The organism is Pseudoduganella albidiflava (assembly GCF_004322755.1).
GTDB lineage: Bacteria > Pseudomonadota > Gammaproteobacteria > Burkholderiales > Burkholderiaceae_D > Rugamonas > Rugamonas albidiflava.
Genome location: NZ_CP036401.1, coordinates 6681046 through 6707902 on the forward strand (window position 1 = coordinate 6681046; position 26857 = coordinate 6707902).

The window sequence follows — 26857 nt, forward strand, 5'->3', positions numbered from 1 at the left end:
CCGCTTTTTTTATGGCGCTGGCTCACCAGCGCCGGTACGTGCCGCAACCCCATGCAGCAGGGAGCTCCACAACTCGCGATGACCGTCATCGGGTTCCGCGAGCGCCAGGCTGGCGCGGGCGCGCGTCATCGCAACATACAGGAAGCGCTTCTCTTCGGCCAGGTTCGCCGTGCGGGGGAATTCGCCCCGCTCCAGGTACGGCAGGATGACGTGATCCCATTCCTGGCCCTTGGCCGCCCTCACCGTGGTCAGCACCAGCTGGGCGCGATGGCGCTGCGCGTCCGTGCGGGCCGACAGCTTGCCCTGCCGGCCGCGCAGTTCGGTCAGGAACTGCGCGATCGACATCTTGCCGCACGCCTCGGCGAACTGGGTGAAACTGCGGATCGACCTGACCGCGGAATCGGCCTCGCTGCGCCTCGGCACCGCCCTGCCGACCGCGGCGGGCAAGTCCACCATCCGCTGGACCGCCTGCAATACCGCCGCCGCCGTGGGCAGGCTGGCACTGTTCGCCGTCAGTTCCGCGACGCAGGCCCCGAATCTGGCTTTCCAGTTCCGGGTGAGCTGGCTGTCCGTTTCCCGGTGCGTGGCCACGATGCCGTCGAAAAACCAGCGCAGCGCGGACGGTGTCCCCTGCACCGACTCGATCGCTTCTTCCAGCGGCGTCTTGCGTGGCGACCGGCCCGTCTTCATGTAGTCGACCTCGAATTGCTGCCGGTCGGCGGGCATCGACACGAAGGCCGCCAGCGCGCTCACCATGGCCTGCACGGTCGATGCATCCTTTTCCAGCGTGTCGTAGTGGCCGCTGACGATGTGCAGCAAGGCGCGCATGAACAGGATCTCCGGGCGCAGCAGGTAGGACACCACGTCTTCGCAGCGGTAGGGGATGCGTGCATCGATCAGGGCATTTTCGATGTCGATGCTCTGGTCGTCATCGCGCGTGATGATCGCGATGTCGGACCATTGCACGCCCTGCTCGGCCTCGTGCACTTTCCTGGCGTGCGCAATCACCGCCGCCGCACAGCTGCCGGGAACGGGTGGCGCGTAGCGCAGCTTGTGCTGCACCGTATGCAGCCCTTCGAACGACTCCACCTGCCGGGACGTGAGGCGGGACACGGCACGCGATACGGAGGGTCCGAAGCGGCGCGATCTGCGCAGCGGGAAGCGCACCGCTTCCGGATACGCGGCCAGGAACGTCTCGGCGGAAAAGCGCAGCTCGGCGCCGCGCGCTTCATCGATCACCTGGTCGCGGTCACCGACCACGACCAGCCTGCCGCGCCGTTTCAGCAGGGCGATCAGCTTGAACTCGGCGGCATTCACGTCGTGCCATTCATCGACCAGATACAGCGCTGCGTGCCACAGGTGATCCAGGGCGGCCGGATACAGGGCCAGCAGGCGCACGAGGTCCGGCACGAAGTCGTCTTCCGCCTGCCAGGCGAACTCGCCGGGCGACGGTTCCCGCAGCCGCTCATACTCGGCGCAGATCTCGATCAGCTGCACCGGCAAGTCATGTTCCTCGCTGATTTCATGCAGGTCGACGGAACGGAAATCGTCTTCCGTGAACTGGTGCGTCTTCAAGGCCGCCTTCAGCTGCCGCAGCACTTGCAGCAGGTGATCGATGCGATCGGTGCTGTGCTCGATGCCGAAGTCGAAATCGGTGGCGATGCCGGCGCGCTCGTAGCGCTGCCAGACTTGTTCGGCCGCCTGCACGAGCCGCTCGCGCATCTCCCGCCCGGTGATCCGGGGCGGCAAGTCCAGCATGCCAGTGCTCATGAGCTTGTTCAAATGGCGCAACGCATGGTCGCCGACGGTGCTCACGACGAGCCCCGCTGGCGCGCCCTCTTCCGCGAGCTTTTGTGCGAAACGCTTCCGGGCACCGGCCGAGAACGCCAGGCACGCGATCGCGGCGGGCCCCAGGCCGCGGGCACAGGCGTCGCGGGCGATCATGGCCATCGTGGTGGTCTTGCCTGCGCCGGCCACGGCATCGATGTGCACCACGCTGGCCCGGGAATGGAGGATGTCTGCCTGTTCGGGGCTGGGGGTGTGCGCCATGGGGTTTCCTTGCTGTCGGTCGTGACGATTTCGCGCCGCCGCACGGGAATGCGGCGGGTCGCCGGCGCCACTATACGTGATCGCCACCCCGATGCGGAAACGCCCGGCCGGGCGCCCTACAGCACGGGAGCGCTTTCCTGCACGGTACGCCACCACCGCTGCGGCGCGTCGGGCTCGTCCAGCGACAGCGGCGCGCCGATGACGGGCGTGGCCAGGGACTGGCCGTGCTGGACCGCCAGCGCGGCAATCCGCTCCAGCGGCTCTTGCCAGATGTGGAAGGCCAGGTCGAACGTGCCGTTATGGATCGGCAACAGCACCTTGCCGCGCAGGTCCATATGCGCTTGCAGGGTTTGCTCCGGCTGCATGTGCACGTCCGGCCATTGCTCGTCGTAGGCGCCGGTTTCGATCATCGTCAGGTCGAACGGGCCGAAGCGGTCGCCGATCGCCTTGAAGCCGCGGAAGTAGCCGGAGTCGCCGCTGAAGAATACGCGCCGGGTGGCGCCCGCGATGACCCATGAGCACCACAGCGTGCTGTTGCCATCAGACAGGCCGCGACCGGAGAAATGCTGCGCCGGGGTGCACGTGAGCTCGACATTGCCCAGCTTGATGGAACGCCACCAGTCCAGTTGCCGTACCTTGCCAGCCGGGATACCCCATTTCACGAGGCGGTCGCCAACGCCGAGTGGCGCGATGAAGTGCGCAGTCCTGGCCGCCAGTGCCAGGACCGCGGCCCGATCGAGGTGATCGTAGTGGTCGTGCGACAGGATCACGCCTTCGAGCGGCGGCAGGTCGTCGAGCGCCACGGGCGGCGCATGGAAACGCGCCGGGCCCAGCCAGCTGAACGGCGAAGCCCGGCGCGCGAAGACGGGGTCGGTCAGCCACAGCCCGCCTTCGAGCTTCAGCAGCACGGTCGAATGCCCGAGCCGCCACACGGTCTGGTCCGGGGCTGCCTCGATGGCGGTCCGCGTCATCGCCTGAACCGGGATCGGCATGGCGGGGATGGTGCCGGCCGGCTTGTCGAACAGCGCCCGCCACATGATCCCGAGCATCTTGCCCAGGCTGCCGCGCTGCATCCGCGCCGGGTTACGGAAACGGCCCTTGTGGACCTGGGGCGAGACGTGGGCGGTAGTCGTTTGCATGGGAATCCTTTTTCGGGGCGGACAATGGCCTGGCACATTGCATTACCTTGTTCACTACACCGGCATAATAAGTACACTACACAGTGTAGTTTGCAGTGTAGCCCGCGGCTGGGGAAAAGTAAACTACCCGGTGTAAAATGGCGGCATGACGACTTCCCGCCTTACAGACCGCAAGCGTGCCGCCATCGTGCAGGCGGCGATCGCCGAATTCCGTTCCAACGGCTTCGATGCCACGTCGATGGACCGCGTGGCGGCCACCGCCGGGGTATCGAAACGCACCGTCTACAACCATTTCCCCAGCAAGGACGACCTGTTCGCCCAGATTCTCGAAGAGCTGTGGGATTGCAGCGCCAGTGCCGCCCCGGCGCTTTACCGCGCCGACCAGCCGCTGCGGACGCAACTGATGGAGTTGCTGCGCCAGAAGGTGGCGCTGCTGCGCGATCCCTATTTCCTCGACCTGGCGCGCGTGGCGATCGCCGAAGCGATCCATACACCCGAACGGGCACGCAGCATGGTGGCGAAGCTGTCGGAAAAGGAAGAAGGCGCGGCCGCGCTGCTGCGCGCCGCCCAGGCGGACGGCAAGCTGAAGGCGGGCGATCCAGCGTTCATGGCCACCGTGCTGCAGGGCCAGTTGAAGACGTTTGCGTTCTGGCCGCAGGTGGCGATGGCCCAGCCGGGACTGGACGAGGCGCAGGAGACGGCGGTGGTCGAGACGGCCGTCGACATGTTCCTGTGCTACTGGGGCGCGTGAGCGCCTGGCAGCCAGGCAGAAGGTCGTGACAGCCGCTGCCCGATCGCGCGCTCAGCGCAGGTCGGCAAACCTTGCCGCATAGATGGGGGGCAGGTGGGCCGAGATGGCTTGCCAGCTGCTTCCTTCATCGTCCGACAGCCACAGTCCCCCAGTCGTCGATCCCATCAGCAAGGTAGCGCCATCGCTGGCCACGGCCAGGCCATGCCGGTAGACGAGATCGTAGCAATCCCGTTGTGGCAGGCCGGCGCGTCCCGTTTCGAAGGTGGTGCCGCCGTCGCGCGTGCGGTTGACGGCCAGCGCCGCCCCGACCGGCACCCGCTGCTGGTCCGCAATGGCCGGCACGAACCATGCCGTATGGCCATCGGCGGGATGCACGGCGACGGCAAAGCCGAACGACGACGCCGGCGCTTCCACTTCTTCCCAGCGCTCGCCATTGTCCACCGAACGCCAGATGCCGCTATGGTGCTGGCACCACAGCACATCGGGCATGCCGGCACAGCGCACGATGCGGTGTGGGTCCTGCGCCGCGCCATCGTGGACCAGTTCCGGCGGCATGTAGCGTGCCGCCATGCCTTGCGTGCGCAGCGACCACGTTTCACCGCCGTCGCTGGTCAGCCATGCGCCGCCGCAGGAAACGCCGACCAGCACGCTGGCGCTGTCGCGCGGGTCGACGCAGATGCTGTGGATGCCCGGCGTGTCATAGCCGCCGCCGAACCACTGCGCCCGCCCGGGGACGTTCCACAACGATTCGACCAGCTGCCAGCTGTCGCCGCGGTCGTTCGAGCGGAACAGGCCGCCCGGCAAGGTGCCGGCCCACAGTACACCAGGCTGGTCGGGACCGCCGGCTTCCAGCGCCCAGATCTGCTTCATGGTCCAGTCGGTCTTGTCGTCGCTGCCCTCCGGCTTGGGCGGATAGACCGGTACGGCGACTTCCGTCCAGGCCGCGCTGCCGGCATCGCGCCGGTGCAGCTTGGCGCCGAAGTGGCCCAGGTTCAGCGCCGCGTAGGTTGCGCCGTCGCGCCCGTCGTGCAACACGATCGATACCGGATCGCCGGGAAAGTGCGGCGCGGACAGGCGCCAGGCGCCCTCCTCCCTGGCCAGTTCGAACAATCCCTTGCGGGTAGCGATGAATGCTTGCGCCGTCATGTCAACCTCCGGAAAGTGCCTGCAGGATGTGGATGGTGGAATCGGGCCGGATGGGATCGTCCAGCAAGGCGCGGTCATGGCAGCGCCGGCCATCGATGAAGGCCACCACGTTGGCGCGCAGCCGGCCCTGGTCGTCCAGCACATACGCGCCGAGGCGCGGGTCGGCGGCGGCCACTTCGTCGAGCGCGGCGCGCAAGGTGGCTGCCTGCGTGACCAGCTGCGGCACAGGCAGGAAACGCGCCAGTTGTTGTGTGAAGATGATGAGCGCCAAGGGAATCGCCTCCGGGGTGCAGTGATTCTAGCGCGGTTGCCGGGCCCGTTGGCCTACAATGAATGCATGACGGATGGAAAGCAACACGGGAGCTGCCGATGTCGATTACCCAGCAGGAACTGGAAACCCTGATGCAGGAAGTGGAGCTCGAGGACCCGATCGATTTCGCCGACTTGCCGTTCGACGAAAAAGACTTGCGGGGCCTTGTCGCCAGCCACCTGTGCGAGATGGCCGACAAGATGGAATCGTTCAGCGAGGCGGATCGCCAGATCACGCTGCTGGCCGTTTCCGCCAAGCTGGTGCTGGAAAACCTGGTACTGCACGTGCAGCTGCTGCGGCGCCATGGCCAGCCGCTGAACGAGCAGACCGAAGCGCTGCTGGCCCGGTTGCGCAATGGCGGCAGCGCCGGCTAGGCTGGCCGCGCCGGCATCACGCCCCGGCGCAGGGACGATGGCAGCTTGCGCACCGAAACTAGGCGGGTGGCAGCTTGCGCGCCGCCGGAGCGAACAGCGTGATGTCGCCTTCCGCCACCGCCACGCAGGGCAGCACGTCGTGCGCCAGGCGCTCGTCGAACGACAGGCCGGGCCATTCGACGAGGTAGCGCACGGGGCCGCCGTCGCTGCCGCACAGGCAGGTACGGCAGGTGCCGTTGCGGCAGGAGCTGGGCAGGCGGATGCCGGCGCGCTCGGCGGCGCGCAACAGGGTTTCGCCTTCCTGCGCATCGAACTCGAATTCCTTTGGCAGGACACGAACGCGGTGCATCGCCATCAGGCGACCTGCCGCTTGCGGCGCAGCATGCCCCAGACTTCGACGACGGCCGCGCGATTGAGCAGGCAGCTCGCCGCCAGGTAGCCGGCGGCGCCGGCCGCCACCTGGATCGCCAGCGCGATCCGGCGGTCCACCACCTGGTCCAGCAGGCCGTGCACACCCGTCACGGCCGCGCACATGGCGGCGCCGGACAGCATCGCCGGCAGCATCCGCATCGCCACTTCGCCCATCGTGAGCCCGATCACGCCCAGCATGCGGTGCATGTTGATCAGCAGGACGAACGGATACACCAGTGCCCAGGCCATGGCGACGCCGAAGATGCCCCAGTGCGTTCCCGCATAGAAGGCAAGCGGCATCACCGTGCACGCGACGATGCCGTTCTGCAGCGCGATGCCGGGGCGCCCGACGGCGTCGGTGACGGCGGGCAGGAACTGCACCACGGTGCGGAATGGCATGATCAGCGACAGCACCTGCAGCGGCAGGATCGCTTCCCGCCAGTGCGCGCCGAGGAAGACCAGCACGATGTCGCTGGCGGTTGCCGCCATGCCCCACAGGATCGGGAACGCGACCAGCGACACCAGCTCGAATGCCTTGAGCAATTGCCGGGCGATCGCGGCGCGGTCGTTCTGGTAACGCGCCAGCGCGGGGAACGCGACCTGGTTCAGGATGCCGGACACCCGCTGTACCGGCAGGCTGGCCAGGTGCAGCGCCACCGAATACACGCCGAGGATTTCGCCGCCCAGCGTGCGGCCGATGATCACCGTGTCGGCCTGGGTGAAGAAGAACCACAGGAAGCGCGAGGCCGATACCTTGCCGCCGAACGTCAGCAGCGCACGCATGCCCTGCCAGGAAAACAGCGGCAGGTGCGGGAACGGCGCGACGACGTTGACCGCTATCGTGCGGTAGAGCGCGGCGACGATGATGCCCAGCGCCAGCGACCATACCCCCATGCCCCACCATGCCAGCGCCAGCGTGACGAAGGCGGTGAGCACGGACTGCGACAGGTCCAGCAGCGAGCGGGCGCGGAAATTCAGGCCGCGCTGCAGCAGCACTTCGGAGACCAGGCCGAACGGTGCCAGCACGAATTGCAGCGACATCAGCCGGATCAGGTCGGCCAGGTGCGGTTCGGCGAAGAAGCGCTCGGCGAGCGGCGCGCACGCCACCAGCAGCAGCACCACGACGAAATTGACGAGCGTGAACAGGCCATAGGCCTGGCGCAGCTTCTGGGTGGACACTTCCTTGGCCTGCACGAGCGCCGGCGCCAGGCCCATCTCGACGAACATGGCGCACCAGGCGAGAAACACGGAAGCCATCGCCATCAGGCCATAATCGGCCGGCACCAGCATGCGCATCACGATGATCGTGATGACCCAGCTGATGATCTGGCTGGCGAACTTGGCACCGGCGACCCATTTCAGTCCGTGCAGGACGTCCTTCTTCAATGACATGCGGGGGTGTTCCTTGTTACGCCAGCTGTGCGCTCGTGGTCAGGTTGCGTGCCATGCGCAGGACGAAGCGCAACCGGCTCCTGTCCCATGGTGTAAAGCGGGGCAGCTGGAACAGGTCCGGCCGGCCGCGGCTGGCGCCCCACGATGTGGACACGGCGCCCTCGAAACGCAGTTCACGCGCCATCGCCACGTGGCGTGCCTCGTAATCCTCGCCCGGCTTGCCGTTCGGGTAGGCGAACAGTGGCACGCTGGCGCCGATCATGTCTTCCAGTGCCAGCTTGCCCTGTGCGATCTCGTCGCGCGCCTCATGGTCCGGCAGGCGCGCCAGGATCGGGTGATTGACGGTGTGCGCGCCGATGCCCATGCCGGCCGCATGCAGTTTCCGCACCTGGGCGGTCGTCATCATCAGGTCTTCCGGCAACGCCGCGCCGGCCAGGTCCACCAGCCGGTCGACCTGCTGCTGCCGCTCGGCCATCGGCAGGTATTTCAACTGCCGGATCAGCGCGGGGATGGCCTGCCGGCGATCGGCCTCCGTGTGGAGGGGATGCGTGCCGAGACCCAGCGGGGTGGCATCGAGCACGCCGTCCGGCGCACGCCGCACCAGTTCGTACACGCTGTCGTTCCACATCCGCCCGCCGTTCAGGAAGCCGGTGGCGACGAAGAAGGTGGCGTGCAGGCCATGCCGCTGAAGGATCGGCAACGCCACCTCGGCATTGTCGGCATAGCCGTCGTCGAACGTGATCGCCGCCGCGCGTGGCGGCAGCGTGCCTTCCCGGGAGCGCCGCACCGCTTCCAGCAGCGGCAGCACGCGGAAGTGCGACTTCAGCATGCCGACCTGGGCCGAGAACTCGGCGGCATCGACCTCGCTGGGAAACAGCGGGTCCTTGCGGGGCAGCACGCGGTGATAGATCAGGATCGACAGGCCATGCCGGCCTCCCGGCGACAGCAGCGACAGCAGGCTTTTTTCCAGCAGCGGTGCGGTGCTGGCGTGGACGGCGGCGGCAGCGCCGGATTCAGGCTGTTTCATGGCGAAGCTCTTCTTCTGGAGCCGTTTCATCCGGCGGCTCGGGTTCCGGCGCAAGGGGACTGACGAGTGGCTTCGGCACCAGCATCTTCCGCTCGCGCTCGACGATCAGGTGGGTCGCCACCATGGCCGCCATCAGGTAATACGGTACATCGAAATACGTGAGGCTGAGGAAAGCGCCGCCGACGGCAAAGCCCAGCAGGCTGACCTGGACCATGCGCGCCAGGTTGCCGGCCCATGCCAGTTCGGTAAAACGGGCCGAACGGCTGATGATGCGCGACCCGGTCAGCCAGGTGAAGATGCCAAGCGCCAGGTAGATTACCAGCCCGCCCCAGCCATGCTCGCCCAGCACCTGGAAATAAATGCTGTGCGCGGCGTGCACATCCTCGGGGATCGGCGCATACAGCTGGAACACGTGCGGATCATAGATTTCAAAGCCACCGCCCAGCGGCCGGTCGTTGGCCAGGTTGTAGGCCATCCACCAGGCATTGATGCGGCCCATCGCCGACAGATCCTGCTCGTATTCGTCGATCGTGTCGATGCGGGCGTGCCACTGCTCGGGCATGAATACCAGCGCGACCGGTACGCAGAGGATCAGCAGCATGCCGAGCATGACCTTGTTGCGGCTCTTGAGCCACAGGAAGGCCAGCATGCCCACCATCGCGATCGCCGCGCCGCGCGAATACGACGCCAGCGACGCCAGGGCGCACAGCACCATCGACAGGATCATCGCGCGCTTGGCCCACTTGTTGTCCAGCAGCGTGTACAGGTACAGCATCAGCGGGATCGTCATCACCAGCGCCAGTGCGATCTCGTTGTTGCCGTCGATGAAGGTGCCGATCGGTCCCCACACGCGGTACTGGCCGCCGCTGCGCAGCGTGAAGATGCCGCCCTTGACGCCATAGAAACCGATGGAGATCACGACCGTCCAGATCAGCCATTCGACATGCTTGCGCTTGCGTAGCAGCATCATCACGACGATCGTCATGCCCATGATCTTCAGCACCTTGATCAGCTGCGGCATGATGTAGTCCGGGTGGATCGCGAACGCGGCCGTCAGGCACATGTAGGCGACGAAGACCACGAACGTGACGGTAACGGGGGTCAGCGGATAGCGGTATTTGCGGTGCGCGTTGGTGGCCATGGCCGCCACGGTCGTCACGGCGATGATGGCGGCGAACGGGAAATCGCGCGCGAAACCCCAGCCTTGCGTGTGCGGGTTCATCACGCTGATCCAGATCCACATGACCATGCCCAGCGAGGGACGCTTGAAGATATACGGCAGCGAGCCGAACACCAGCAATGTGATGACGACGTCCCTCATGCGGCGATACTCCCGGTGGCAACCTTGCTGACCACGTAGCGGAACTTGCCGGATTTTTCAGGAGCGATCTCGGCGACCCGTTCGACCTCGACGCCGACGCCGGCACCCAGGCGGGCCTTGAAGCCCCGCTCGATCTGGCGCCGCAGCGTGTCGAATGCCGGGGTTTCCAATGGCGCAGCCAGCACCACCTGCACACGCGTCAGGTCCAGGCTTTCCTGCGTGATCTTGAACGCCTGTACCTGCGGCAGGTCGCGCAGGATGTACACGAGGGCCAGCCCATGCATCACGGTACCGTCCTGCGCGACCAGGAAATCGGTGCTGCGGCCCTGGATTTCCTGCAGCAGCGGCAAGCCGCGCCCGCAACCACATTGCTGCGTGCCCAGCACGCCGATGTCGCCGGTGCGGTAGCGGATGAACGGGAAGTCGCCGGTGGCCAGGTGCGTGACGACGATCTCGCCGGACTTCCCGCGCGGCACTGGCTTGCCGTCGGCGCCGAGAATTTCGACGACGATATCCTCTGCGGTGATGTGCATGCCGCCTTCCGGGCACTGGTGCGCGATGAAGCCGGCATCGCGCCCGCCGTAGCCGTTGGCGACCGGGCAGCCGAAGGTGCTGGAAATCTGCGCGCGCTGCTCGTCGTACAGGCGCTCGGACGTGACGAAGGCGACGCGGATGCCCAGGTCGTCCATGCGCTGCCCCTTGTCCCGGGCATGGCGCGCAATGTGCGACAGCGCCGACGGATAACCGAACAGCATGCGCGGCTTGTGGGCACGGATGCGCGCCACGAATCCGTCGAGCTTGGCCGCCGACATTTCGAATGCCGGCAGCAGATGCGTACGCAGCAGCCGGTCGCGCAGTGCGCGCACGCGGTCCTGCGCGCCAAGTTCGATCGGCGAGCCCCACACCACGATTTCCGGGTCGCCGATATCGACGTTCCACCAGCGCGTGGCGCGCCATTTCGCGGCCACGTCATGGCTGACGCGCTCCTTGCCGATGTAGAAGATCAGCGGCTCGCCGGTGGAGCCGCCGGTGTTGAAGCGGGCCAGGCCCACCGCATCCGAGGCTTTCAGCCGGTCGGCATTGGCCCGGATGACAGCCTTGTCCATCAACGGCAGCCGGGCCAGGTCGTCCAGGCTGTGCAGGTCGCGCGCCGGGTCGAAGCCGGTCTGCGCGAACAGGTCGCGGAAATACGGCACCGAGGTGGCGGCCCGCGCCAGCAGGCGGCGCAGGCGTTGCAGCTGCAGGTCGCGCAGCCGTTCCTCCGGCCAGTACTGCGATTCCTCGAGCTGCTTGCGCACCGCGACGCTGCTGTGCTGCTTGACCCGTTCGTGCAACGGGAAGATCAGGTTCGTGACGAGCGCCGTGTAGGGCGCCGGGCGATAGCGCACGTTCTGCATGCTCATGGCTGGCTCACCGCGGTGGTGCCGGCACGGCTGGCCAGCACGTGTTGATAGACAGCGAGCAGGCGCGGCCGCACGCTCGCCCACGTGTAGGACTGCACCTGGCGCAACCCTGCTTCGCGCAAGGAAGCAGCCAGCGCGGGCTCGGCCGCCAGCCGCAGGACGGCTGTGGCCATGGCCTCGGGGGCCCGGGGCGGTACCAGCAATGCGGTACGGCCGTCTTCGACGAGATAGGGCACGCCGCCGACGTTCGTGCTGACCACGGGTACGCCGCAGGCCAGCGATTCGAGCACGGAATTGGGCATGTTGTCGACCAGGCTGGGATTGAGCATCACGTCCGCGTTACGGTACAGCGCCGCCATGGCTGCGTTGTCGACGCGGCCGGTGAACGTGACGGCCTGGGCGACACCCAGCTCCGCCGCCAGCCCTTCCAGTTCGGCGCGCAGCGGGCCGGAACCGGCAATCACCAGCGTGGCATCCGCATGGCGTTCGCGCACCAGGGCAAAGGCGCGCAATGCGGACGCGTTGTCGTAGATCGGTTCCAGGTTGCGGGCCACCAGCAGGCGGGGACCGGTACCGGCTTGCACTTCCCGCGCCGATGAAAAGCGCTCCAGGCTGACGATGTTCGGTACCACCTGTGTCGCCAGGCCGTACTTGCCGAACACGGTTTCCAGGAAGCCGGACGGCACGATGACGGCATCCGCGCGCTCCATGCTCGGCGCCACCCAGCGGCGCGCGCGGGCCAGGAAGTCGTCGGCCTCGCCGCCCCGGTAATTGACGACCACGGGCTTGCCGCGCAGGCGGGCGATCCAGATCGCAGGCGCGGCGAACAGGTGCCACGACCAGCCCGAATTGGCCATCACGTGGAACACCTGCACGCTGCCGGCCGTGCGCCACAGGCAAGCCAGGTAGGGCAGCAGCCGCGCGACGGCGCGCAGCCCCTTGATGCGGCCAGTCCAGGCGGGCCGGTATGGCGCGTTGACCTGCACGGTCACGACCTCGATGCCCTCGCCGCGCAACAACGCGGCCAGTTGCAGGGTCTGGTTTGCCATGCCGCCGGAAGGCGGCGGCAGCGGTCCTACCAGGCCGATCGACAATGCCGTCATGTGCGCTCTCCCGCGACCAGGTCGCCATACACCTTCCGGTAGCGCGCCACGCTGGCCGTCCAGTTGCGTTCATTCTCGACGAAGCGCCGGCCCTGTTCCTTCAGCTGCGGCCACTGCTCCGGTGCGGCCAGCAAGTCCAGCACGCGCTTCGCCAGGGCGGCTGCGTCGCCCGCGGTGAACAGCACGCCCGTGCGCCCGTCCTCGATCAGTTCGCGGTGCCCACCCACGTCGGAGGCGGCCAGCAGGCGTCCCTGCGCCATCGCTTCCAGCGGCTTCAGGGGCGTCACGAGATCCGTCAGCCGCATTTTCAGGCGCGGATAGCAGAGCACGTCGACCAGGTTGTAATAGCGCTGCACTTCCTGGTGCGGGACCCGGCCCGTGAAGACCACCTGGCCGCCGATGCCGAGCGCCCCGGCTTGCGCCCGCAGCGCCCCGTCCTGCGGGCCGCCGCCCACCAGCAGCACGCGCAAGTCGGGCCGCCGCGCCAGCATGGCCGGCAGGGCGTCGAGCAGCACGTTCAAGCCTTCATAGGCGTAGAACGAGCCGATGAAGCCCAGCACGGTTTTTCCTTCCAGGCCCAGCTCGCGCGCCAGCGCCTCGTCGCGCACGCCGCCCACCGAAAAATCGCCGATATCGACCGCGTTCGGAATCACTGCGATCTTTTGCGCGGGAATGCCCCGGCCGACGATCTCGGTACGCAATCCCTCGCAGATCGTGGTGGCCGCATCGACACGCTTCAATGCCCAGGTTTCCATGGCACGGGTGAGGCGGTAGCGCATGCCCCATTCCTTGCTGGTGCCATGGTCGACCGCCGCGTCTTCCCAGAAGGCGCGGATTTCATACACGACGGGAATGCCCAGCTTGCGGCCCACGCGCAGCGCCGCGACAGCGTTCAGCGCCGGCGAATGCGCATGCAGGATGTCCGGCTTCACTTCCCGCGCCACCTGCAGCAGGCGGGTGGCCAGCCGGTCGATCACGGCCAGCTGGTTCAGCACCGGCATGCGCGACAGCATGCCGTGCGCCGGCTCGGTGCGGAAAAAGCACAGGCCGTCGACGGTTTCATGCGTGTCGCCGGCGCTGCCGTTGGCCGCCGCGTGCTTCGGGCTGGTGATGTGGTGCGTGTCCCAGCCCAGGGCGCGCTGCTGCTGCAGGATCGAGCGGGTGCGGAAGGTATAGCCGCTGTGCAGCGGGATCGAATGATCCAGCACGTGCAGGATTTTCAGCGGGCGCGCGGCGATATCGGCGATACCGGCAATGTCGGAGGTTCCCATGTTACGCCTGCATTTCTTTTTTCAGGAAGGCTTCGAACATCAGCAGCGTCCAGATCGGCGCGCTGTAGTCGCGGCGGCCCGACTGGTGGTGTTCCACCATCTCGGCCAGGAAGGCGGCATTGAACATCCCGGTGGCGGCCAGGTTCGGGCCCAGCAGCGAAGTTCGCACGCGTTCGCGCAACGGCCCGCGGAACCATGCGGCCAGCGGCACCGCGAAGCCCTGCTTGCGCCGGTACAGGATATCGTGCGGCAGGTACTTTTCCATGCTTTTCTTGAAGATGTATTTTCCTTCGCTGCCTTTCAGCTTCATCTCCGGCGGCAGGCCGGAAATCCACTCGACCAGCTGGTGATCCAGCAGTGGCACGCGGACCTCGAGCGCATGCGCCATGCTGGCACGGTCCACCTTCGTCAGGATGTCGCCCGGCAGGTAGGTCTTCATGTCCAGGTACTGGATCAGCGACAGCGGATCGTCGGTGGGCGAATTGTTCGCGTGGCCACGCATCACGTCGATCGCACGATAGCCCTGCAGGCCGGCGCGGAAGGTGTCTGAAAACAGCTGCGAGCGCATCGCATCCGTCATGATCGACACGCCATGGAAATAGCCTTCCACCAGGTCGCGCGACAGCGATTCGAAGGTGCTCTTGGCACGGAACACGCGCGGTGCCCAGTCGGCCTTCGGGTAATAGCGGCCCAGCGTGCCGAACAGCGGGCGGCGCAATGCGGACGGAATCCGGCCGCGTACCTGTTCTTCCGCCATCGTGTAGCGATAGCGTCGGTAACCCGCCAGGTTTTCATCGCCGCCGTCGCCGGACAGCGCCACGGTCACGCGCTGGCGCGCCAGCTGGCACACGCGGTAGGTGGGGATCGCCGAACTGTCGGCATACGGCTCGTCGTACAGGTCGGACAGGGTATCGAGCAGGCCGAAGTCGTCGGTATCGACTGTTTGCACATGGTGGTCCGTGCGGTATTGCTGCGCCACTTGCGCCGCGTACGCGGATTCGTCGAACGCGCGGTCGCGGAAGCCGATCGAACAGGTATTCACGGGAGCATTGTTCAGGCCAGCCATCATCGCCACCACGGCACTGGAATCGACGCCACCCGACAGGAAAGCCCCCAGCGGCACTTCGGCCACCAGCTGGCTGCGCACCGCATCGCGCAACCGCTCGACCAGTTCGCCTTGCGCGTCGCTTTCCGTCATCGCATGGTGCAGCTTGAACGGCACGTCCCACCAGCGCTGCGGCGTGGCGAGCGGCGCGCCCACCTTCTGCACCAGCCGGTAACCCGGCGACAGCTTGAACGCGCCCTTGTAGATCGTCTTCGGTTCCGGCACGTAGCCGTAGGCGAAATAATCCTCGACGGCGCGCGGGTCGATCTCGCGCGGCAGGCCGGGCAGCGAGCGCAGGGCTTTCAGTTCGGAGCTGAACGCGAACAGTCCATCCGGCAGCATCGTGTAGAACATCGGCTTCACGCCCATGTGATCGCGCGCCAGGAACATCAGCTGCTGGTTGCGGTCCCACAGGCCGAAGGCGAACATGCCGCGGAAACGTTCGACACAGGCCTCGCCCCATTCTTCCCACGCGTGCACGATTACTTCCGTGTCGCTGTTGGTCTTGAACACGTGGCCCAGCGCCTTCAGCTCGGCCGTCAATTCGCGGTAGTTGTAGATCTCGCCGTTGTAGCAGACCATCACGCTGCCGTCTTCATTGCCGAGCGGCTGCTGGCCCAGCGACAGGTCGATCACGGATAAGCGGCGATGGCCGAAACCGACGCCGGGTTCACGGTAGATGTCGCCTTCATCGGGCCCCCGGTGGAACTGGGTATCGTTCATTCGCCGCAGCAGTGCTTCGTCGATGTCGCGCCGGCCACGCGTATCCAGTATGCCCACTATTCCGCACATGATGTCACCGCCCCTCTGGTCTTGATCTTTCGTTCGCACAGGCTGTCGTACATGCCCTGGTAGGCCGCGACCATCGCCGTCATGCTGTATTTGTGGAGCACCCGCTCGCGGCCCGCGGCACCGTGCCGCGCCGCCAGTTCGGGCGATCCGGCGTATCGCTCGAATGCAGCCGCCATCGCGCCCGGATCGGATGGCGGCACGAGCAGGCCCGTGACACCATCGTCCACTACTTCGGGAATGCCGCCCACGCGCGTTCCCACCACCGGCAAGCCGCTGGCCATCGCTTCCAGCGCGGAACCCGGCGTGCCCTCGGCGATCGACGACATGGCGAACACGTGGAGGTTGCGCAGGACCTGCGCGATGTCGGTGCGCGCCCCCGGCAGCCAGACCGCATCCTGCAGGCCGAGCGACGCGGCCTTGGCGCGCATCGATTCGAGCAGCGGACCGTCGCCCACGATCGCCAACCGCAATGGCAGCTCCGGCCGCCGCTCGCGCAGCAGCGCGAAAGCGGCGAGCAAGGTGGCATGATCCTTCACGGCTTGCACGCGGCCGACGGTGCCGATCACGAAGTGCGCCGGGTCGAACGGCCAGCCGTCCGGCCGCACCGTCTCATCCGGCAGGCCGGGATGGAAGCGCTCGGCATCGATGCCGTTTGCCAGCATCCGGCTCTTGTACGGGGGCACGCGGATCACGTCCCGGTTCCACTGCTCCATGGCCGCCGAGTTCGCATAGCAGCAATCATAGAAGGGCACCATCAGCCGGCGCAGCGCATTGTGTTTCCGGTTGGTGCCGTGCGGATCGTCGTGATCCCGGCCATGGGCACCGTTGATGCGCACCGGGACGCTGGCCAGCAGCGCCGCAGGGCCATATTCGACAGCGGACAGGTTATATGAATGCAGCACTGCCGGACGCAGTTCGCGCAGCAGGCGCCACAGCGCCACGTGCGTTCCCGGCGATTGGCCGGGCTGCTTGTGCAGCGCGTGGATCGCCACGCCGGCACGGGTGATTTTCCTGGCGAACGCGGGGTTGGAATCGGTCAGGCACACGATCGCATGCCGGTAGGCACTGGCTGGCATCCGGTTGATCCGTTCGACCAGCAGCGATTCCAGCCCACCAAAATCGAGCCGATAGATCAGGTGGACGATGAGCGGAGCGTCGTTCATGGGTTCACTGTCGCGCATTGGCGGCAAGCACGGCGTCGATCGAGGCGAGATGGGCCTGCAGGAAAGTGCGCAGCGCGGGGCGCGCCGTGGCGGGATCCTCGTCGTATGGCGAGAACAGCATCAAGGCTGCGCCATCGTCACTGCCAGTCAGAAATTTTTGTTTCGTTTGCAACAATTTCCCCACGTAGTTGCTGGTCGTCGGGCGACCGCCGATGTCGTACCACTGCCAGACGACGACGCGTCCGCCAGGTCCCATCAGCGTGGTTTCCCGCATGACGAGCGGCCGGCCGGCGATGGTTTCGGTCCGGATCGCCACGCCGGTCTCATGCCAGCCACTACGCTGTGCCGTCAGCCGGTTGGTGGAACTGATCAGCTTGCCCCCATTGCCGTCGCGGTAGTACTTGAGCACGAAGCCCACCGGCTGGGTGCCGACCTGGTAGAAGTTGCGCAAGGTCGCGCTGGCTGGCGCGAAATCCGGTTGCCACTCGGTGAATGCCGGCGCGGCAGGGGCCCGGGCCGCGAACGTCGCCAGCTCGGCCGCAGGTGGCGTTGCGTTGCCGCGCTCGATATACCAGCCGTAGGCCGGCCACACGCCAGCGCACACCGCCACGCCGAGCACGGCCGCGGCGACCCGTGCCGGCGACGCGGACGAGAGCCGGGGGATCGCGTTTGCCGACGCGGCAACGGCCGGCGCATCCTCGCGCCAGAAGCTGCCGATCCAGAACAGCAGCAGCATCACCAGGCCGAAGAATGCCCAGCCGTAGATCAGGTGGTCCACGCCGACGGCCAGCGTCATGTTGCTGGAGTGGCCGATCATCACGATCATGTAGGCGCGCAAGCCGTTGGCCAGCACCGGAAGCGCGAGAGCGACGACGATGAACAGCACCCGGCGCCAAGTCGACTGGTAGGTCAGGTACGCATACAGGCAACCCAGCGTGACCGACGAGATGAGGTAGCGCAGGCCGCTGCATGCCTCCACCACCGACCAGTTGCCGCTCGGGATGCTGAAGTTGTTCCCCTCGCGCAGCACGGGAATGCCGGTCAGGCGCAGGGCGTCGACCGTGAAATTGGCGGTGATGCCGATCAGCGGTTCGATCAAGCCCTCGCCGACCGGCACGCCGAACAGCAGGAACGCCAGCGGAAACGCCAGCGCGCGGGCGATCGCCTTGCCATACGCGGCCAGCACGGCCAGCGGGATCATCACGGCGAATGCATACTGCCGCACCACCAGCACGTCGCCCAGCATGGCCAGCATCCAGGCCGCGCCACACAGCAGCAGCACCGCGAGGGCCGGCCAGCAGGGGCGCACCGGCAACGACACCAGTTGCGCGCGGCGGCGCCAGGCCAGCCACAGCGTGATCGGCACGATCACGAACCCGTGTGCGAAGGTTTCCGAGCGTTCCCAGATCGATACGATCGACGCCGCCGTGCCGAGATAGGCGAGCAGCGGCAACAGCACGGCCAGGCCGGCGATCCACCACTGCGCCGTGGGCGGCGCATCGTTCGCGGGTCGCGCCGCGGCCAGCCTGGCTTCTTCGGTAACGGTAACGGTATTCATGCCCGGTTCCATGTCGGTGAAGGGATGGCGGCCCGCAGCGGCGCGGTACCGGCAGGCTGCCGGGGCGCCTCCAGCAGCGCATCGAGTGGTGCCAGCCGGGCATCCCAGCCATACGAAGCCTCGACGCGGGCGCGGGCCGCATGGCCGACGGCCGCCCGCAAGCTGTCATCCGCCAGGGCGGCAACGATCGTGTCGGCCACGTCCGCCGCATGCTCGGCCAGCAGCACCTCGCTGCCGACCGCGGCGTCGATGCCTTCCAGCGCCTGGGGGCTGACGACGACGGCTTTCGCCATCGACATCGCTTCCAGCACCTTGTTCTGGATACCCCGTGCCACGCGCAGCGGCGCCACCGACAACGCCGCGTGGGCGACATAGGGACGTACGTCCGGCACGGTGCCGGTGACGGTCACGCCGGGCAGCTTCGCCAGCGCCTGCACTTCCGGTGCCGGCCGTGCACCGGCGATCACGAACGATGCCTGCGGCACGCGGGCGCGCACCAGCGGCAGGACGTCCTGCGCAAACCACTGGACCGCGTCGACGTTCGGCCAGTAATCCATCGCGCCGCAGAACACCAGGGCGGTTTCGCCGGATGCGTAAGGGTTGGCATGGCCGGCATCGGGCGAAAAATAGGCGGTATCGACGCCGTTGCCGAACCAGCCGATGCGGGCGGCGCTTTCCGGCGCGAGGGTACGGAACAGCTCGGCCTCGGGGGCCGACACGAACAATGCCGCATCGCTGTCGGCCGCCACCTGGCGCTCGTAGCGCAACAGGCGATCCGCCTCGTAACCGTACAGCAGGCTGGCCGGCCACGCTTTCTTGTCCGCGTAGGCACGCCATTTTTCGGAATCGACGTCGCACAGGTCGACCACGCAGCGCACCTCGGGCAGGTCCTGCGTGTACTGCGCCATCGGCGACGAGAACACCACCACGCGTTCGATGCCCGCATCACGCATCGTGCGGCGCACCCAGGCACGGGTGGAACGGTCGCTGTAGTAATCCAGGGAAAGCGCGCGATTTGCCAGCAGCGCGCGCAGGCTGCGCAGCCGCGCGCGGCGGGGGTTCAGCGGCGCGAAATGGCTCGAGGCGCACAACTTGCGCACATGTGCCACATACTGCCAGTCGTCCGGGTCGTCGACGAAAGTTGCCAGGTGCACGCGGTAGCGCGCGGCAAGGTGCCGGAGCAGGTGCCAGGAGCGGATCTTGTCCCCCTTGTTGGGAGGATAGGGAATGCGATGCACCAGCAACAGCAGGTCTTCCACGGTGTCACCCCAGGTCTTTGACGATATGCGGACCCAGCACGTTCGCCAGCGGCAACGGCAGTTTCTGCCACAGCTTGATGAACAGTTGGTACTTCGGGTTCAGCGGATTCACATCGGGCAGGTCATGCGATGCGACCAGGCGGTATTCATACGGCAGCGGCTGGGCCACGAAGCCCCAGTTTTTCTTGAAGTCGAATGCGCCGGTGCCGCGCTTGCTGCGGCCAAAATCGAAAATACGGTATCCCTTTGCAGCGGACGCCTGCATCAGGTTCCAGTACATGAAGTCGTTCCCGGCCACGTCGCGCGCGAGCGGCATGCCGCCACCGTAATAGGGCAGCACTTCATCGCGGAAGAAAAAGCTCAGCACGCCGGCCACCAGGCGCTTTTCGCTGCCTTCGCCCTGCACGATGACGCGTACTTCGCAATCGTCGCCAAACTCTTCCTTCAACAAGCGGAAATACTTTTTCGAGAACACCGGGGTACCCAGGCGATGCACGCTGTTTGCATAGGCGGTAAAGAAACGCTCGACATCCCGGTCGACCTCGCCCGTCAATCCCAGCTTGATGCCCTTGCGTACCATCGCGCGCTGCTTGCGCGGAATGGCGTTCATGTTGGCCTCGTCGTCGCCGCTGATTTCCTTGCGGAAGGTCACATACAGGTCCTTGCCCAGCCAGGCCGCGTCGTCCGGGTGGGCGGGCGTGTAATTGCGGTATTCGAGGTGGCCCACGTTCAACGAACCTGCCAGCCGCAACGCTTCGGCGTCGAGTGCCGCCCGGGCTTCACCCGTGTGCGCCGCCACGCCGCCGTATACGCAGAATGGCAGTGCGATCAATGCGTGGCCGAACAGGCGGCTCTTGATCTGCGCCAGCGGCAGCACGCCTTCGATGTGCCCATCACGCTCGGCCAGGAAGAACCAGGTACGGTGGCCGAAGGCTTCCTCGATCACCCGCTGCCAGCCGGCACGGTGGAAGAACGTGGCTTCCGGGCAGGCCTGGACGAACGCGTCCCAGCGTGCCCGATCGGCGCTCTCGGCCCCCAGCAGCCGCACCGACAGTGGCCCCGGTTGCGCGGCCGGCTCGGCCAGCGGCGGCGTGGCCGGTTCCGCGGCAGCGGCCACGCCTGCCTGGGCGCGCTGCATGGCCTGTTCGATGATGGCGCTCATGCACGCTCCAGGAAGATGCGGTCCATGCGGTCCCACTGGAAATCACGCGTCAGCGCGCGGATCCGGCGCTCCATCCGCTCCAGGTTGACATAGTGCCGGAAGCGGGTCTTGGCGCCGACGCCGCCGATGCGCGGCTGGCCCGGATCGATCTCCCACGGATGGAAATAAAAGATGGCCGGCTGCCCGTCCTTGTCGTTCACGCGCCGCATCAGGCGGCGCGACAGGGCATACGGCAGCAAACGGAAGTAACCGCCGCCGCCGGCGGGCAGATTGCGCTCCATCATGCGCACCGTGGTGATCGGCACCTCCAGCAAGCCATCCGTGCCGCCCGGGTAAAACGCGAAACGGGGTGCGTCGGGCATGCCATAGTGATCATGCGCGATCGGATAGATCGACGAACTGTAGCGGTAACCCGCCTCCTGCAGCACGTCCAATGCCCACAGGTTGGCGGGACCGATCGAGAAGCTGGGTGCGCGGTAACCCAGCACAGGGGTGCCGCCGATGTCTTCCAAAATGGCCTTGCTGCGGGCGACGTCGTCCAGGAACTGTTCACGGGTCTGGTCCGACGCCCGCAAATGCCCGTAGCCGTGGCTGGCCAGTTCGTGCCCGCCGGCCACGATACGCTTCACCATGGCTGGATAGCGTTCGGCGATCCAGCCGAGCGTGAAGAATGTGCCTCGCGCGCCGCCCTCTTCCAGGATCGCGAGGATGCGTTCGATGTTGGCTTCGACCCGGCATTCGCGCGACGGCCAGCTGTCGCGCGCGATATGGTCGGCGAAGGCCGACACCTGGAAATAATCCTCGACGTCGATCGTCATCGCATTGCGCAGCGCGGCAGCATTCGGCGCGGGCGCGGGCGCGTGCAAGGGGCGTATGGGCGCGTTCATGGCATCTCCTGGCGTTCGTCCGGCCGAGCGGCGACGCGTGCCGCGATCAGCGAAGGCGCGTCGATGACGCACACGATGGAAACCGGTTTGCCGCTGTCGGTCATGTCATTCATCCACGGCCTGGTTGGCGCCGGCCGGCGTGCTGACGATCCGCTTCAGGATCGACAGGACCGAGCCCATCGAGCGTTCCAGCCGCAGCATGCGCTCATCCAGCACGGCCGGGTACTGGTTCGCGAACACGGCGCTTTCCGCATCGAACCCGCCCGGCTCCGCCAATGTTCCCGCGGCAGCCTGCGTGGCGGAGGGTGCGTCGAACTCCTGCTGGATATCGCGAATCACGGTGTCGACGTCGGCATCGGTGAAGGCATGCATCTCCTCAAGGAAACCCATCAGCAGCAGGCGGTCGCACAGGTGATTGGTCTTGCGCGGAATGCCTCCCGTGAATTCGTAAATGGCCGCATAGGCCGCCGGCGTAAATGACGGATCGCCTTGCCAGCCCACGGTGAGCAAGCGGTGTTCGATATAGGCCTGGGTCTCCAGCTCATCCATCGGTCCCAGGTGATAGGTGGCGATCACGCGCTGGCGCAGTTGCTGCATGCCGGGGTTATGCAGCGTGGCGCGGAACTCCGGCTGGCCCAGCAGGAAAGTCTGCAGCAGTGGCTTATCATCGGACTGAAAATTGGACAGCATGCGCAATTCTTCCACCACGCGGGGTGTCAGGTTCTGCGCTTCATCAACCACCAGTAGCGCCCGCTTGCCTGCCTGGTCGCAACCGCGCAAGAAGGTCTCCAGGCGGGCCAGCAGCGTGGTCTTGCTGGCGCTGTCCTCGAACGGCAGGCCAAAGGCCGCCACCACGCCGCGCAGGATGTCGTCCGCGTTGACGTGGGTGTTGACGATGTGCGCGGCCACGATGCGATCCGATTCGAGCTGGCGGAACAGGTTGCGCACCAGCGTCGTCTTGCCGGCACCGACTTCGCCGGTGATCACAATGAACCCTTCGCCCTGCGCCAACCCGTAGTCCAGGTAAGCCATGGCCCGTTTGTGGCCCTTGCTACCGAAAAAGAAGTGGGGGTCCGGGCGCAAGCGGAAGGGCTTGTCGCTGAGCCCGTAGTAACTCTCGTACATGAAAAGGTCTCGCTCGGTCAGAAATTCATCGAAAGGGAGGCCGACACTGCATTCTCCGCATAGGAGCTGTTCTGCAAGGCCAGCCCGCCAGAGCTGCGCCGAACTTCCACCGTGCCGCTCAAACGTGGCTGGAAGCTGTGCGACACGTTGAACCGTAGTTGCCGGTTGTTTTCGCTGAGGTTGCCGCTGAGTGATTTGCTACGGCCGGTACTGGCGGACAGTGCCGCGGCGGTGAGTGCGCTGAGCCGGTAGCCGACGTTCAGCGAAATGCCGGTCTGGTCGGTATTGTCGTTCAGGTTCTGCTGCTCGCTGCCCAGCAGCGGGCTGTCATATTGCACCAGGGACAGCGCTTCACGACGCGACTTGTACAGCGTGACCGTCGTGGTGGTGCGCGCCGAGCGCAAGGCAACCGATGCGTTGAACTGCCGCTGCAGCGAATAGCGATTGCTGAAATAGTTGATGGCATTCGGCAGCGAGCGCGGCAGGCCCAAGGCCCGGATGTAGGCTTCGACGAACGCTGCGCGCATGACCGGGTCGGGAAAATTGGCCTGGTACATCTGGTTCAGCATGGCCGCCGTGTCGACCGACGATGGCAGCAGGAAATTGCTGCGGCTCGTGGTCACGTCATCGCTGTAGTTGATGCTCCACACCGTATTGCGGCTGCGGTGCGAAACGGCCAGGAAGTAACTGTTGCCATAGTAGCGGCGGCCAGCCGACATGCGCACGCTGGTCCGCGTGCTGGGTTCGTAGCCGAACCCCAGCGACCAGGAGGCGCCCTTGGTTCCCTCGCCCATGCCGTCGTAATCGAACTTGTCGTAGCCGCCAGTGGCCGTCAGGTTGAATTGCCGGTTCAGCGAATAGCGCAGGTTGGCCAGCGCCGAGCTGTTGATCGATTTTGGCGCGATACTGTCTTCCACGGTTTCACGGTTCAGCTGCAGGCCCCAACCGAGTGTCTTGAAAGCCTGCCCGCTGTTGAGCGACAGATCGATGACGTCCGAGGTACTGCGGCCGAAACCGACCTGGTCGCTGTCGACCAGGTCATGCGAGTAACGCAGTTGCGTGGTGGCGAAGGCGCCGAACTGATGCACGATGTATGGCGACACGCGGTAGGAACGCACCTCGCTGCGATTGGTATCGGAATACCCATTGTTGCTGACCGGGCCGAATGCGGAGACCTGCGCCTGCGAGATGCCGGCGGTCGCGTCGACGAACAGGAGATCCTGGATCACGCTGCTCTTGACGGTCGCGTTCAAGGAATTGTTGAAGCGATCGCTTCCCGTCGCCCGGCGATCTGAATAGGCGAAAGCATTCAGCCGGTACGATGCCGCCACCTGGAGCCGCGGAGTGTCGTTCGTGATCGTGACGCCTGGCGATACCGAAGTGATGAACTGGCTCTGCTTTTCGTTGTCGCTGCGCAGCTGCGGATTATCCGACCATGTCTCGCGCAATTCGACGCTCGGCTTGACCTGCCATGCCGCGCGCACCGCCGACGGCAGCAGCGCAAGCAGCATCGCCGAGCCCAGCACGGCACAGCGGGCACGACGTTTAGCCATAGTGATAGTCGTACTTGCTGGACGTGTTCAGCTCGCGCGACTTGTTATAGACGAGATTGACATTGCTGCAGCCTTCGAGCTGCTGCAGCGCTTCCTTGACCGCGTGCTGGGTCGTTTTCTCCGACTCGACGACCACCACGATCTGGCCCATGTGGCTGGCCAGCACGTGCGCTTCGCTCGTCAGCAGCAACGGCGGCGAATCGAAGATCACGATTCGGTCCGGGTAGCGGCTGGCGATTTCCAGCACCAGCGACTTCATCGCCTGGCTGGCCAGCAATTCCGTGGCGCGCGGATTCGACGTGCCTGCCGGCAGGATCGACAAGGTGTTGACGTTAGTGCGCAACATCACTTCGGACATGTCGAGGTGTTCATCCAGCAAGATGTCCATCAGGCCGCGCTGGGCCGGCAGCCCCAGCGTGCGCAGCACGGAAGGACGGGCCACGTCGGCATCGACCAGCAGCACGGTGTGGTCGAGTTCCATGGCGATGCTCATTGCCAGGTTGATCGACGTAAATGTCTTGCCTTCGCCCGGCAGCGAACTGGTGATCATGATCAGGTTGCCCGGATTGGCGTTCGGCTTGCGCGCCACGAAGGCCCGCTTGATCAGCGGCCGCTTGATGATGCGGAAATCCTCGACCAGGTTGGTGCGCCCACCGGCCGCGGTGACGAGGCCGGCATCGTTCATGCGGGCCAGGTCCAGTTCGATCATGCGGCCACTGCGGCGCAGCGGTTCCGGTGCCGCCGGCTCCGGATTGGACAACGCGACCGCGGGTCCCTGCGCCCTCGCCTCGACTTCGGGCAACTCGGCCACTGCGACATCCTGGCTGTCCATGACCGGTTCCGGTACGGACGCGGCAGGCTGCGCAACAGACTGCGCAATAGGCTGATTACGCACCTGGGCCAGCGGCGCTGCGGGTTCTGCGGACTTGCCGATACGATTGGCGGCTTTTTCAATGATGCTCACGATGTATCCTGTGCTTTCCCCCGGCTCAGGCTTGCCGGAAAACAGTGAAGGCCAATACTCCGCCATACGCGGTAATCAGCGAGGCGACGGCGGCGGCAAAGGCATACAGGCGGCGGCGGCGGCGCACTTTCTGCTGGTCCGTCCAGTTCATGCCGATGCTGCCAAGGATCGGCAGGCCGGTGACTTCGCGCAGGTTGGTCTGGCTGAGGAAGGTCGGCCGGATCTGGCTCAGCAACAGCGCAGTGCCCAGGCCGGCAACGAGCGCGCCCAGCAGGACGAGCGTGTACAGGCGTGGCCGGTTCGGCCCGGCCGGCACACTGGGTACCGACGGTGGATCGACGACGCGGAAGGTCAACATGTCGGTGACCGTGGACAGGTCACCCGACAGCTTGGCCGATTCGCGGCGCTGCACCAGCTTCTCGTAATTTTCCTTGTTCACGGCGTAATCGCGGTTCAGCTGGGCCAGCTGGGCTTCCACTTCCGGTGCCTGGGTGCTCAGCGACCGCATTTGCGCCAGGCGCGACGAATATTCGCCCACCCGTGCCTTCAGCGATGCGATGCGCGCTTCCTCAACGGAGAGCTGGACATTCATCTGCTGGAGCATCGGGCTGTAGCTGGCACCGGGGTCGGCTGCGCGAACCTTCTTGGCTTCGTCCTTCTTGCGTTGCTCCAGCTGGCCGAGGAGGCGCTTGGCCGCCACGATGTCCGGATGTTCCTCGGTGAACTGCAAGCGCAGCTGGTCGAGGTTCTTTTCCACGTTCGAAATGCGGCCATCGATTTCCGGATTGACGATGGCCCGTTCCGCCGTATCGGTCACCGGTGCCATGTCTTCGCCAGCGATCTGGCGCTTGATCGCGTTGCGCGCTTCTTCCGCTTCCAGCAACTCCAGCCGGGCCTGGCTGATTTTTTCGCTCAGGTCGCCGTAGGCGGACGCGTAGTCGCCGCCCTGCCGTGGCAGCAGGCCCATGTGGCGAATCTTGAACTCCTTCAGCGCATTTTCACCCGTGGCCAGCTTTTCCTCGTACATCTTGATCTGGTCATCGATGAACTGGATCGCCTTTTCCGATTCCTGCTTCTTCCCGCCGAAACTGCCTTCCACGAAGATCGTCAGCAGCGATTGCACGACGTCCTTGCCCAGCTTCGGATTGGGATTGTTATAGGAAATTGTGTAAATGTCGTCGCGCTCGGTGCCGATGATCCGGATCTGGTTCATCAACTCGTCGACGATCTTTTCATGTTCTTTCGGGGTCTTCGCCGTGATGTCGAGATCGACCATGCGCAGCACGCGTTCCACGTTCGGGCGGCTGATCAGCGTGCGCCGCATGAACATCACTTGCTGTTCCGTATTTGGCAGCGTGGTCATGCTTGCAAGCAAAGGCTTCAAGATACTTTGGGTATCAACGTAAACGCGCGCCGAAGCCTGGTAATCATTGGGCAGCCTGGACACCACGGTCCAGCCGACAACGGCAACCAACCAGGTGATTGCCACCGCATACCAGCGGTACTTGCCAATTGCTTTGAGGAAGCTCAAAAGCAGGGCCATCATTTCTGCCATCTTGTTAACTCGCTTTCAGCTAAGCCATTCAGGACAC

General features: G+C 65.8%; 23 protein-coding genes. 2 read left to right on the forward strand and 21 right to left on the reverse strand.

The window, feature by feature from the left end:
- Window positions 1-9 precede the first annotated feature (9 nt).
- Complete coding sequence (locus tag EYF70_RS27700; RefSeq protein ID WP_131148246.1) at window positions 10-2049, reverse strand: 3'-5' exonuclease; 2040 nt, start codon at window positions 2047-2049, stop codon at window positions 10-12.
- Window positions 2050-2165: 116 nt separating this feature from the next.
- Window positions 2166-3188 (reverse strand): MBL fold metallo-hydrolase, encoded by a 1023-nt coding sequence (locus EYF70_RS27705; RefSeq protein ID WP_131148247.1) that lies wholly within the window; start codon window positions 3186-3188, stop codon window positions 2166-2168.
- 145 nt (window positions 3189-3333) lie between these two features.
- Here EYF70_RS27705 and EYF70_RS27710 point away from each other — a divergent pair, with 145 nt between their 5' ends.
- On the forward strand, window positions 3334-3939 hold the full coding sequence (locus EYF70_RS27710) for a TetR/AcrR family transcriptional regulator (RefSeq protein ID WP_131148248.1): 606 nt from the start codon (window positions 3334-3336) through the stop codon (window positions 3937-3939).
- 51 nt (window positions 3940-3990) lie between these two features.
- Here EYF70_RS27710 and EYF70_RS27715 read toward each other — a convergent pair whose 3' ends face one another.
- Window positions 3991-5085, reverse strand: a complete 1095-nt coding sequence (locus tag EYF70_RS27715) for a WD40/YVTN/BNR-like repeat-containing protein (RefSeq protein WP_131148249.1) — start codon at window positions 5083-5085, stop codon at window positions 3991-3993.
- Window position 5086: 1 nt separating this feature from the next.
- Entirely contained in the window at window positions 5087-5356 is a 270-nt protein-coding gene (locus EYF70_RS27720; protein WP_131148250.1) for a MoaD/ThiS family protein, read from the reverse strand.
- A gap of 98 nt (window positions 5357-5454) precedes the next feature.
- Between EYF70_RS27720 and EYF70_RS27725 the strand changes: the two genes are divergently transcribed.
- Complete coding sequence (locus EYF70_RS27725) at window positions 5455-5769, forward strand: hypothetical protein (RefSeq protein ID WP_131148251.1); 315 nt, start codon at window positions 5455-5457, stop codon at window positions 5767-5769.
- A 58-nt stretch (window positions 5770-5827) separates the two neighbouring features.
- Here the strand turns inward: EYF70_RS27725 and EYF70_RS27730 are convergent, their stop codons facing one another.
- The 17 genes from EYF70_RS27730 to EYF70_RS27810 all read right to left on the reverse strand — a co-directional run bounded on the left by EYF70_RS27730 (window position 5828) and on the right by EYF70_RS27810 (window position 26820).
- Window positions 5828-6124, reverse strand: a complete 297-nt coding sequence (locus tag EYF70_RS27730; RefSeq protein ID WP_131148252.1) for a 2Fe-2S iron-sulfur cluster-binding protein — start codon at window positions 6122-6124, stop codon at window positions 5828-5830.
- Complete coding sequence (locus EYF70_RS27735) at window positions 6124-7572, reverse strand: lipopolysaccharide biosynthesis protein (RefSeq protein ID WP_131148253.1); 1449 nt, start codon at window positions 7570-7572, stop codon at window positions 6124-6126. The genes EYF70_RS27730 and EYF70_RS27735 overlap by 1 nt, the downstream gene beginning before the upstream one ends.
- Before the next feature lie 16 nt (window positions 7573-7588).
- The gene (locus EYF70_RS27740) at window positions 7589-8599 is read right to left on the reverse strand and encodes a polysaccharide deacetylase family protein (protein ID WP_218943733.1); all 1011 of its coding nucleotides are present in this window, start codon (window positions 8597-8599) and stop codon (window positions 7589-7591) included.
- The gene (locus EYF70_RS27745) at window positions 8586-9920 is read right to left on the reverse strand and encodes a putative O-glycosylation ligase, exosortase A system-associated (RefSeq protein WP_131148254.1); all 1335 of its coding nucleotides are present in this window, start codon (window positions 9918-9920) and stop codon (window positions 8586-8588) included. Before EYF70_RS27745 ends, EYF70_RS27740 begins: the two co-directional genes overlap by 14 nt.
- A complete protein-coding gene (locus EYF70_RS27750) occupies window positions 9917-11323 on the reverse strand; it encodes a phenylacetate--CoA ligase family protein (protein ID WP_229420593.1) in 1407 nt (468 codons plus the stop codon). Before EYF70_RS27750 ends, EYF70_RS27745 begins: the two co-directional genes overlap by 4 nt.
- Window positions 11320-12426: a glycosyltransferase family 4 protein gene (locus EYF70_RS27755; RefSeq protein WP_131148255.1), complete on the reverse strand. Its 1107-nt coding sequence runs from the start codon at window positions 12424-12426 to the stop codon at window positions 11320-11322. The genes EYF70_RS27750 and EYF70_RS27755 overlap by 4 nt, the downstream gene beginning before the upstream one ends.
- Window positions 12423-13649, reverse strand: coding sequence for a TIGR04063 family PEP-CTERM/XrtA system glycosyltransferase (locus EYF70_RS27760; RefSeq protein ID WP_131149383.1), 1227 nt, complete (start codon window positions 13647-13649; stop codon window positions 12423-12425). Before EYF70_RS27760 ends, EYF70_RS27755 begins: the two co-directional genes overlap by 4 nt.
- A gap of 49 nt (window positions 13650-13698) precedes the next feature.
- A complete protein-coding gene (locus EYF70_RS27765) occupies window positions 13699-15594 on the reverse strand; it encodes an XrtA/PEP-CTERM system amidotransferase (protein WP_131148256.1) in 1896 nt (631 codons plus the stop codon).
- Window positions 15582-16757 carry a TIGR03088 family PEP-CTERM/XrtA system glycosyltransferase gene (locus tag EYF70_RS27770; RefSeq protein ID WP_131148257.1) on the reverse strand — a complete coding sequence of 392 codons (1176 nt, stop codon included), beginning with the start codon at window positions 16755-16757 and terminating at the stop codon, window positions 15582-15584. The genes EYF70_RS27765 and EYF70_RS27770 overlap by 13 nt, the downstream gene beginning before the upstream one ends.
- 4 nt (window positions 16758-16761) lie before the next feature.
- Entirely contained in the window at window positions 16762-18315 is a 1554-nt protein-coding gene (gene xrtA / locus EYF70_RS27775) for an exosortase A (protein WP_131148258.1), read from the reverse strand.
- The gene (locus tag EYF70_RS27780; protein WP_131148259.1) at window positions 18312-19574 is read right to left on the reverse strand and encodes a TIGR03087 family PEP-CTERM/XrtA system glycosyltransferase; all 1263 of its coding nucleotides are present in this window, start codon (window positions 19572-19574) and stop codon (window positions 18312-18314) included. Before EYF70_RS27780 ends, xrtA begins: the two co-directional genes overlap by 4 nt.
- A 4-nt stretch (window positions 19575-19578) precedes the next feature.
- Window positions 19579-20736: a FemAB family XrtA/PEP-CTERM system-associated protein gene (locus EYF70_RS27785; RefSeq protein WP_229420594.1), complete on the reverse strand. Its 1158-nt coding sequence runs from the start codon at window positions 20734-20736 to the stop codon at window positions 19579-19581.
- Window positions 20733-21623 carry an XrtA system polysaccharide deacetylase gene (locus EYF70_RS27790; protein WP_131148260.1) on the reverse strand — a complete coding sequence of 297 codons (891 nt, stop codon included), beginning with the start codon at window positions 21621-21623 and terminating at the stop codon, window positions 20733-20735. The genes EYF70_RS27785 and EYF70_RS27790 overlap by 4 nt, the downstream gene beginning before the upstream one ends.
- A gap of 105 nt (window positions 21624-21728) precedes the next feature.
- Window positions 21729-22748, reverse strand: coding sequence for an XrtA/PEP-CTERM system-associated ATPase (locus EYF70_RS27795; RefSeq protein ID WP_131148261.1), 1020 nt, complete (start codon window positions 22746-22748; stop codon window positions 21729-21731).
- Between the two features lie 17 nt (window positions 22749-22765).
- Window positions 22766-24301: a TIGR03016 family PEP-CTERM system-associated outer membrane protein gene (locus EYF70_RS27800; RefSeq protein WP_131148262.1), complete on the reverse strand. Its 1536-nt coding sequence runs from the start codon at window positions 24299-24301 to the stop codon at window positions 22766-22768.
- A complete protein-coding gene (locus EYF70_RS27805; protein WP_131148263.1) occupies window positions 24294-25133 on the reverse strand; it encodes an XrtA-associated tyrosine autokinase in 840 nt (279 codons plus the stop codon). Before EYF70_RS27805 ends, EYF70_RS27800 begins: the two co-directional genes overlap by 8 nt.
- A 157-nt stretch (window positions 25134-25290) precedes the next feature.
- Complete coding sequence (locus tag EYF70_RS27810) at window positions 25291-26820, reverse strand: XrtA system polysaccharide chain length determinant (RefSeq protein WP_131148264.1); 1530 nt, start codon at window positions 26818-26820, stop codon at window positions 25291-25293.
- Window positions 26821-26857: the final 37 nt, after the last annotated feature.